The sequence below is a fragment of the Streptococcus danieliae genome, assembly GCF_009767945.1.
Lineage (GTDB): Bacteria > Bacillota > Bacilli > Lactobacillales > Streptococcaceae > Streptococcus > Streptococcus danieliae.
The window spans coordinates 1-8,667 of record NZ_WSRS01000072.1 but is presented as its reverse complement, the minus strand read 5'-3'; the positions used below and the strand labels follow the sequence as shown (position 1 = coordinate 8,667).

The window sequence follows — 8,667 nt, the reverse complement described above, 5'->3', positions numbered from 1 at the left end:
TTGAAACGACGGACTGTTAATTCTAGATAAACAGGCTTATTATCGATTTCTGTTAGCTGAATTTGACGCTTTTTAGGAGTGGTACCATGGGCATAGACATCTTTAGTAGATTCCCAGATAACTCCACAGGAGGGGCAACAGCTTGGACGTTTTTCCAAAGAACCTTCAATGATTTGGGCAAGACGATTTCGCTTATCTTTACGAAAAGTAAGCCAATTTTCTCTAAAAGTAATGTTTAGGTTTTGAATTCCGAGTAATTTTTGAGTAACATAGTCCATATGAAGCAATTCCTATTCTGATGTTTTTTTTCACTTATCAGTTTACTAGGAATTGCTTTTTTTGCACTCTGAATTACAAAAAAAGTTGCATGGAGAGCAAGCTTTCCACACAACTTATTATAGAACCCTTATAAGAAGGTAAGATGGAGCCGGTGGGAGTCGAACCCACGTCCAAACACCTGCCAACATATTTGTCTACAACCATAGGCTATGTCTTAATTTAACAATTCTTCCACACATAGCTCAAGTGAAAGGATTGCGAGCCTATTCGTCTCTTATGAAGGTACTAGGCTGACCTTCATCGTAGCTTGTTAATAATAAGACCGCAGTTTAACACAAGCAATCAAACCTTGGTCACGCCTGCTGGTTTTTAGGCAGCTAGAGCGTAAGAAGTGTTATTTTTTGCAGTTATATTTAACTGGCATTTTTACATCTGCCGATGAGTCGCAAAATATGCCTCATAATGCCTGTCGAATCCGTAACGACCCCTTACATTACTTGGACTAGTATATCACTCTTTAACCTGAAAAGCTAGAAAAAACTGTAAAAGTCTCTCAAATTTTTTTCAAAAATACTTGCACCTAGTTGAAAATGTGGTATACTAGTTAAGTCAGTGATATGGAAGATTACTCAAGAGGCTTAAGAGGCCGTGTTGGAAACGCGGTAGGCGTGTAACAGCGTGCGTGGGTTCGAATCCCATGTCTTCCGTCAGTTTTAAGGGATTTTGATCCCTTTTTTTAGTGCTTTATGGAAATTCTGAGAAACGTTGATTGAGTAGCGTTTCTTTTTTTTCTTCTAGTAATAAGCGCCATGTCCCTCTCAAAAATATCTTGACAAGAGCTGTGGGCTGGAGTATAATGTAAATGCTTACAAAATATAAGGGATGGCAAGGAAGCCGACTTGGATCGCAATGGAGCGGATACAGATTCAAGGGCTTTCCCTGCCATTTTTTGCTATAGAGAGGATATTGGGAGGTTCGTTTCATGCGAAAATACGGTATGTTAGTGGTTTGTGGTCTGGCTCTCACCTTGGGAGCTTGCCAGTCACAGGAAAAAGAGGCAGCTAAACCAAAGGGGGCTGAGATGAGTCTGCAGCAGAAGGAGAAAAAGGAAGATTCGATTTTACTAGAAGGAAATTGGAAGCCGGAGATTCATCAACGCTTGCAGAAATTGATTGAGGAGTATGGGGTAAAGAGTTCCGCTTATGACAAAGATCAAAAACCTTATGCGGTCTTTGATTGGGACAACACCACCGTTATCAATGATATCGGTGAGGCTACCTTAACTTATCAAATTGAGCATTTGGCTTTTAAAATGACTCCGGATGCATTTGAAGCAGCTATTCGGAAGGATGTTCCTTTAGAGACTTTTGGTGAGGAACTGCGGAACAAGGAAGGGCAGGATGTATCTATCGAAGAAATTGCTGCTGATTTACGTTCCGATTATGAGTATCTTTATAGCCAGTATAAAGGATTTGAGGGCGATAAATCCTTGGAGGCTGTGAAAAAATCCAACGAGTACAAGGATTTCAGTAGTAAACTGCGTTACTTATATGAAGCCATTGGCGATACTTTTAGTTCGGATATTAGTTATCCTTGGGTAACTTATTTATATGCTGGGATGACCTCCGAGGAAGTTCAAGAGTTGGCCAAAAAATCGATAGAGGTAGCCCATGGGGAAGAATTGACCAAGGAAACCTGGACTAGCCCTGAGAGCCTCAAGGGGCAGGCTGGTCAGGTTAGTGTTGACTTTAAACGAGGCGTTCGCTCGGTTCCAGAGATGCAGAACCTTTATCAAACCCTGATGGCCAATGGAATCGATGTCTATGTCAATTCGGCTTCTTATATCGATGTGATTATTCCTTATGCGACTTCTAAAGAATTAGGCTATGGAGTACCAGAGGATCATGTTTATGCCATGCGTTTGGCAAAAGATGAAGAAGGGAAAATTCAAGCCCAATTGGATGAAAACTATCCGCAAACGCAAGGGGAAGGAAAAACCGAAACCATAAACAACTTTATGGCAGTTCACCATGGAGGCCAAGCGCCACTCCTAATTGGTGGTGACAGTAATGGGGACTATGCCATGTTGAAGGATTTCCCAGATCTGCAGGTCGGCTTGATCTTTAACCTCTTACGAGATCCAGAAAAGGGCATTGGGCTCTTGGCAACCGAAGCAATCAATACCATGGATCAAGAAGAACGTCTCTACTATTTGCAGGGACGGGATGAAAATAAGGGTGTTTTGCGAAAGAGCTCAGAAACCGTTAAGCTGTCAGAAAAAGAGGCACGCTTGCAAAAGTAGAGAGGAGACGGAGTGATGAAAAAAGTAATGTTTGTGGGGCCCGTGGGAGTTGGGAAAACAACCTTGACACAACGGTTACATGGATTGAGTCTGGATTATCAGAAGACACAAACAATCCAATTTCATGACTCCATTATTGATACTCCAGGAGAATTTCTGCAATACCGGAAATTTTATAACGCCCTTAGTGTCACAGCCATGGAGGCAGATGTCATTGGCTTGCTGTGTGCAGCGGATAGCCGCCAACAATTTTTCCCCGAAGGTTTTGGAGCCTTGTTTTCTAAGGAAGTTGTCGGGATTATTACCAAGATGGATCGGGTATCTTCCGTTGAGGAAGCCGACTTTGCCAGACGGCAGTTGGTGGGAGCGGGAGCTAGTCAGATTTTTGAGATCTCCTCGGTAGAGGATCAGGGCTTGGAGCCTTTGAAAAGGTATTTGGAGGGAGAAGTATGATCAAGGCGGTTGAGCATGGTGGAAATTTAGCACATCTAGCTGCTCTTGCAGGCTATGAACCCACAGACTGTATTGATTTTAGTGCCAATATCAATCCGCTGGGCTTATCAAGGGCAGTGAGAAATCATCTCATTCGAGAATTGGATCATTTAACTGTTTATCCCGATGTAAAGCAGCGTCAAGCTCGAGACTACCTAGCAACTTATCATGGCTTAGAACCTGAGAATTTCCTCTTATGTAATGGTGCTGTGGAAGCTTTTTATGATTTTGCTCGTTGGTTGCAACCGAAACGGGCCTGGATTCTTGAGCCGACGTTCCTAGAATACCGTAAAGCTTTTGCAAGTACTGGAGCTCAGATTCAATCAATCCCTCTCAAAGAGCCGGCATTTACTTGGACATTTGAGAGTCTTCGTTTAGACTTGGCCGCTGTTCAAGAAGGGGATGTAGTGGTTCTTTGCAATCCGAATAACCCCACGGGTACTCAGTCCTCGAGGTCGGAGTTAGAAGAGTTGGTAATGTGGTTGGGAAGAAGAGGAGCCTGGTGCCTTCTCGATGAAGCCTTTATTGATTTTATTGAGGAAGAAGATGCTAGTTTACTTCCCCTTCTTCAGAAATTGGAGAAGTTGGTCATTGTACGTTCGCTGACAAAGTTTTTTGCGTTGCCTGGATTACGTCTGGGTTACATGGCAACAGGCCATGCTACCTGTTTAGAAGAAATTAGGCAACAAAGGCCACCTTGGACAGTGAATCATTTAGCGGCTAGTGCTTTACCGGTTTTATTGGCGGATACAGACTACCAGCGGAGAACGTACGAGTGGTTGGCTAAAGAGCAGGCCTATCTATACCAAGGGCTTAAAGCCTTCCCTTCTCTATCTGTCCACAGACCAACTGCCAACTTCATTTTTTTCCGGTACAAAGGCCAGAGAGATTTGCGCCAACGATTGTGGGAGCAGAAACTGTTGATACGTTCCTGCTGGAATTATCCAGGTTTAGGAGAAAACTACTACCGCGTCGGCATTCGGAGTCACCTAGAAAATCGGCGACTGTTAGAAGTTTTGGGGGAGGTTCTCGAAAATGAGAAGGGTGATAGCTAGTTGCCCGGGCTCTTGTGGAGAAATTTTTCAGAGCTTATACCAAGGGCAAGAGATTCTTGTTTCTCTAGGAGTGAATCTCTATAGTTGGGTTTTGTGCCAGGAATCTCCAACGGGTCAGTGTCTATGGCCTCGTCAACAAGAATTGGTGCAGCTAGGGACTTGGGGGGATTTGATCCCCGCTCATATGCAACGATTCAGTCAGTTACCAGTTGCTAAAGGGTGTGCGAGTAGTACGGCAGATTTGTTAGCTGTAGCCCAAGCTCAATTCTTATGGCGAGCAGACGAGGCCAGTGCTGGTAAATTAACGTCACTTTGTTGTCAAATTGAAGCCAGCGATTCTGTAGCTTTTGAGTCCTGGACGGTTATCCAGCCCCTGACAGGTAGGGTTTTCTGGCAGACAGATTGGAAACCAGATTTCTGGATTTTGATGTTGGAGCCTAAAGAGGAGGTAGTGACCGGTCAAATGATCAGAATGAGTCAGGATGTAAGGTATTCCCAAGAAGCGTCAGAACGACTCTTGGATGAGTTTCAAAAGGCCTGTCAGAATCAAGATTTATCAGCTCTAGGGCAAGTAGCCATTCACAGTGCCCTGCTGAACGACCAACGGCTTCCGAAGCCATTTTTGAGTGATTTGATATCTTTTGTAGAGGAATGGGGTTTGCTTGGTTTAAATGTGGCTCATAGTGGCAGTGTCCTTGGCCTTTGGATTTCGAAAGAGGAGACAGCTAGGATTCCTTTGTTAGAGGCAGCGCTAGATAGACTTCCTCTGACTTCCTACTATCAGAAAAGATCCTTACTGCAACCAGTTTATACTGGAGTAAGGGGAGAGATGTTATGAAATTGGAAGCAATCATTGAATCGATTAGACCCCTGGATCAAAAACAGATTACTCGGGCTCAAGCCTTTTGTGATCAATTAGCCAAGCCTTTAGGAGCTTTTGGCAGGCTGGAAGATATCTATGTCCGTTTATCAGCTATTCTTGGTCCACCTGTTTCCCTTTCTCCCAAGGTAACAGTCGTATATGTGGCGGATAATGGTGTAGTGGAGGAAGGGGTGTCTTCAAATCCTCAATCGACAACTTACCAAGTGGCCTGTAATATTTTACAGGGTAAGAGTGGCTTGTGTGGCCTGTCCAAATATGCTGGCTCAGATGTCCATCTCTTGGATTTGGGATGTTGTCAGCCAATTACAGGTTCTGATCACAGGAAACTTTGTTCAGGGACTGCTAATTTTTTAAAGGGACCGGCCATGAGTCGAGAAGTTGCTATAGCAGCCATTTTGGCTGGGTATGAGGAAACGGTTGCTTTGATTGATCAAGGTTATCAGGTTATTGGAACCGGTGAGATGGGAATCGGGAATACAACGACTTCTGTAGCGGTTATAGCAGCTATTTTAGGGGGAGACCCGGTTCCTTTGGTAGGTTATGGAGCTGGACTGGATCAACAGGGCTTGGCACGAAAAACAGAGGTCATTCTACAAGCCTTACAACAACATACTCCTTTTACAGATGTTTTGGATGTAGTTGCAAAAGTAGGGTCTTTAGATATTTTGGGAATGGCAGGTAGCTTTTTAGCCTGTGCTCAAAAGAAAAAAGTTGCGGTGGTTGATGGCCTCATTTCGATTACAGGCTTGTTAGTGGCCAGTCGCTTACAGCCTACTGTTTTGGATTATGTTTTTTTATCCAATGCTTCACCGGAGCCAGCTTTTGCTTATGTTTGCGAGGACTTGGGACTTGTGGCCTACTTTGATTTAGGCTTACGTCTTGGAGAGGGTTCTGCATGCCCCTTAATGTTTTCCTTAATGGATGCTGCAGTGACTGCCTTGGAAAGTTTTCCAACCTTTGATGAAGCAGGATTGTCTCAATCCGACTATATTGATATTAGAAAGATAGGTGATGAGAAATGCAACTCTATACAAAAACAGGCGACAAAGGCTTGACCAAATTGGTTGGAGGTCAGACGATCGCCAAGGATTCGGATCGTGTCAATGCCTACGGAACAATTGATGAACTAAACTCCTGGTTAGGCTATATGATTAGCCAAATGGATCAAGGCGACGAGTTAGGAGAGGAACTACTTCAGCTCCAACATTATCTCTTTGATTGTGGGTCTGATCTATCAACACCGGAAGGTGTTTATCCTTATAAGGTGGATGAAAGTCTAGTTCACTGGTTGGAGGAGCGGATTGATACCTATGCACCGCTTCCACCAGCTCTGGAGACCTTTATTCTGCCAGGGGGAGATCCGATTGCAGCCATGGCCCACGTGGCTCGGACGATTGCAAGACGAGCTGAGCGGGAAATTGTGGCGACTTCTTGGGCGGCAGACATTAACCATCAGGTTCTGATTTTTGTCAACCGTTTATCTGATTATTTCTTCGCTTTGGCACGCTTGATTAATTACCGTTCAGCTGCTCAGGATATTCCCTACGAACGCGGTGTGAAAGTTTTTCATAATATTACTAAGGAAGACATTGAGCGTTGGGCAGACCGTAATTAGTTTTTTTAGAGAAAAAGCAAAGTGGTGGATGGGTAAGGAAAAAGCCGTGTCCCTAAGTAAATAGGAAATGTCAATCTATTTTTTCTTGTTGTGAAACCGCTTTTATGATATACTGACCCTAGGTACAACGAGGTACAGAGTCAATTAGCAATGGAACTACAGAAAGATTTAGGACAAAGTCGTCTTAGTTCACTTCTTGTGGTTGATGTTATGTACAGGAAGGAGAGCCCAAGTGTATCGTATTTTTTACAAAACGGAGCTCTTTATTGGCAGTGGTTCATTGGAACAATTAAAGACTTATCAAAATCAGGCTATCTTTATTGTTGCTGATCCATTTTTAGTTCAAACAGGTCAATTGGAGGAGTTGGTAGAAACGTATCTGGATTCTTCCAATGAAATTCAAATTTTTAGTGAGATTGTTCCGGATCCTCCGATTGAGGTTGTTGTTCAAGGGATTCAGGCGGCTCAAGGGAAGGTTCCTCAAACCATGATTGCTATCGGTGGCGGTTCAGCGATTGATGCTGCTAAGGCCATCTACTATTTTGCAAAAGAGCAGGGATTGTTTGAAGACTTGTGTTTTGTCGCGATTCCGACAACCAGCGGAACAGGTTCAGAAGTGACGGATTTTTCAGTCATTACAGATACTGATCTGGGTCAAAAGTACCCTCTGGTTAGTCGCGATTTACTACCAGATGTGGCCATTTTGGATGCGAATTTAGTCAAGTCCTTGCCAAGTTCAATCACTGCGGACACTGGGATGGATGTTCTAACACATGCTTTTGAAGCCTATGTGTCAACCCAGGCCAGCGATTTTTCTGATGCTCTTGCCGAGAAGGCGGTTCAACTGGTTTTTGAGTATTTGCCCAAAGCTTATCGCAATGGTCAGGACTCAGAAGCTAGGGAGAAACTGCATGCAGCATCGACTCTGGCAGGAATGGCCTTTAATACAGCCTCTTTGGGAATTAACCATAGTTTAGCACATGCGGCAGGAGCGCGGTTTCATATTCCTCATGGTCGGCTGAACAGTATCTTGATGCCAGCTGTTATCCGCTATAATGCTGGTTACCAGCATGGCAAGATTGCGCCAGATTGTTTAGCAACAGCCAAGCGTTATCAACGCTTAGCTCAATTATTAGGGTATTCTGCTAGCAATCCTGGCCAAGGGGTCCGGCAGTTAACGGAAGCTGTCAACCGTCTCCAGGGACGGCTGAAATTGCCGAAAACCTTGTCTCAATATGGGGTTCTGTCCAGTCTTTTTCAAGAATGTCGGGAGGAATTAGCCAAGGCTGCTCTGGTCGATAAATGTAGTTTGACCAATCCAAGGCAAGCCGATGTGGCTGGTTTGTTAGCAATTTTGGATGCTAGTTTCTAAGATAGGGGGACAGATAGATGGCAGAAAAACAGCGGATGATTCAAGAGTATGTACCTGGGAAACAGGTGACCTTGGCTCATCTCATTGCGAATCCAGATAGTGCTATTTTTGAAAAGTTGGGCTTATCCAGTGATAAACGAGGGGCGATTGGTATTTTAACCATCACACCGAGTGAAGCTGCGATTATTGCTGTTGATTTAGCGAGCAAGGCAGCAGGGATTGAGATTGGTTTTGTAGATCGTTTTAGTGGTTCTGTGGTGGTGACGGGCGATGTTTCTTCGGTCGAAGCTGCCCTACAAGCTGTTCTAAGTGGTCTGGAAGAAATTTTAGGATTTTCCAGTACTGTGGTGACGAGAACCTAATCAGAAAAGAGGGGTAGTATGAAAGGGAGAATACTCATTGTCGATGATGATCCGATTGTAAGGCTGGATATTCGCCATCTCTTGGAAATAGCCAACTACGAGGTCGTGGCTGAAGCTTCGGATGGTTTTGAAGCGATTGAATACTGCCAAAAATAGGCTCTTTGTCAAGTTGTGTGGAATCCCTGAAAACTGACAGTTTTAGGCTTTTATTATTTAGCTTTTTAATAAGGGTGTTGAGATGGTTTTAACGTCAATCCGAATCCGGCTTCTTTCGAATTTCTATGAGATGCTTTCCCTGTGGTGGGGG

Annotated in this window: 8 protein-coding genes, 1 tRNA gene, 1 other RNA gene and 2 pseudogenes; 10 read left to right on the top strand and 2 right to left on the bottom strand. The window is 44.0% G+C overall.

What is annotated here, in order from left to right; all coding sequences use genetic code 11:
- A pseudogene (locus E5983_RS07355) lies at window positions 1-278 on the bottom strand (transposase family protein); the annotation flags it as partial.
- 141 nt (window positions 279-419) lie between these two features.
- Window positions 420-767, bottom strand: a transfer-messenger RNA (tmRNA) gene (gene ssrA / locus E5983_RS07350).
- A 131-nt stretch (window positions 768-898) separates the two neighbouring features.
- Here ssrA and E5983_RS07345 point away from each other — a divergent pair.
- The 10 genes and pseudogenes from E5983_RS07345 to E5983_RS07300 all read left to right on the top strand — a co-directional run.
- A tRNA-Ser gene (locus tag E5983_RS07345) sits at window positions 899-986 on the top strand.
- A gap of 275 nt (window positions 987-1,261) precedes the next feature.
- Complete coding sequence (locus E5983_RS07340) at window positions 1,262-2,581, top strand: HAD family hydrolase (protein ID WP_160333224.1); 1,320 nt, start codon at window positions 1,262-1,264, stop codon at window positions 2,579-2,581.
- Window positions 2,582-2,596: 15 nt separating this feature from the next.
- Window positions 2,597-3,034, top strand: coding sequence for a EutP/PduV family microcompartment system protein (locus tag E5983_RS07335; protein WP_160333223.1), 438 nt, complete (start codon window positions 2,597-2,599; stop codon window positions 3,032-3,034).
- Window positions 3,031-4,128 carry a threonine-phosphate decarboxylase CobD gene (gene cobD / locus E5983_RS07330; protein ID WP_160333222.1) on the top strand — a complete coding sequence of 366 codons (1,098 nt, stop codon included), beginning with the start codon at window positions 3,031-3,033 and terminating at the stop codon, window positions 4,126-4,128. The genes E5983_RS07335 and cobD overlap by 4 nt, the downstream gene beginning before the upstream one ends.
- 184 nt (window positions 4,129-4,312) lie before the next feature.
- Complete coding sequence (locus E5983_RS07325) at window positions 4,313-4,966, top strand: kinase (protein ID WP_160333221.1); 654 nt, start codon at window positions 4,313-4,315, stop codon at window positions 4,964-4,966.
- Window positions 4,963-6,066: a nicotinate-nucleotide--dimethylbenzimidazole phosphoribosyltransferase gene (locus E5983_RS07320; protein ID WP_160333220.1), complete on the top strand. Its 1,104-nt coding sequence runs from the start codon at window positions 4,963-4,965 to the stop codon at window positions 6,064-6,066. The genes E5983_RS07325 and E5983_RS07320 overlap by 4 nt, the downstream gene beginning before the upstream one ends.
- Window positions 6,030-6,626: a cob(I)yrinic acid a,c-diamide adenosyltransferase gene (locus E5983_RS07315; protein WP_160333219.1), complete on the top strand. Its 597-nt coding sequence runs from the start codon at window positions 6,030-6,032 to the stop codon at window positions 6,624-6,626. Before E5983_RS07320 ends, E5983_RS07315 begins: the two co-directional genes overlap by 37 nt.
- A 232-nt stretch (window positions 6,627-6,858) precedes the next feature.
- Entirely contained in the window at window positions 6,859-7,998 is a 1,140-nt protein-coding gene (locus tag E5983_RS07310; protein ID WP_160333218.1) for a 1-propanol dehydrogenase PduQ, read from the top strand.
- Window positions 7,999-8,015: 17 nt separating this feature from the next.
- Window positions 8,016-8,360, top strand: a complete 345-nt coding sequence (locus E5983_RS07305) for a BMC domain-containing protein (RefSeq protein WP_160333217.1) — start codon at window positions 8,016-8,018, stop codon at window positions 8,358-8,360.
- A gap of 18 nt (window positions 8,361-8,378) precedes the next feature.
- Window positions 8,379-8,513: pseudogene (locus tag E5983_RS07300) on the top strand (response regulator); the annotation flags it as partial.
- Window positions 8,514-8,667: the final 154 nt, after the last annotated feature.

What these genes read in the sequence shown, in the direction of transcription:
- cobD (WP_160333222.1), top strand. Translation starts at nt 3,031, where the DNA reads ATGATCAAGGCGGTTGAGCATGGTGGAAATTTAGCACATCTAGCTGCT.
- E5983_RS07305 (WP_160333217.1), top strand. Translation starts at nt 8,016, where the DNA reads ATGGCAGAAAAACAGCGGATGATTCAAGAGTATGTACCTGGGAAACAG.
- E5983_RS07335 (WP_160333223.1), top strand. Translation starts at nt 2,597, where the DNA reads ATGAAAAAAGTAATGTTTGTGGGGCCCGTGGGAGTTGGGAAAACAACC.
- E5983_RS07340 (WP_160333224.1), top strand. Translation starts at nt 1,262, where the DNA reads ATGCGAAAATACGGTATGTTAGTGGTTTGTGGTCTGGCTCTCACCTTG.
- E5983_RS07315 (WP_160333219.1), top strand. Translation starts at nt 6,030, where the DNA reads ATGCAACTCTATACAAAAACAGGCGACAAAGGCTTGACCAAATTGGTT.
- E5983_RS07320 (WP_160333220.1), top strand. Translation starts at nt 4,963, where the DNA reads ATGAAATTGGAAGCAATCATTGAATCGATTAGACCCCTGGATCAAAAA.
- E5983_RS07325 (WP_160333221.1), top strand. Translation starts at nt 4,313, where the DNA reads ATGCAACGATTCAGTCAGTTACCAGTTGCTAAAGGGTGTGCGAGTAGT.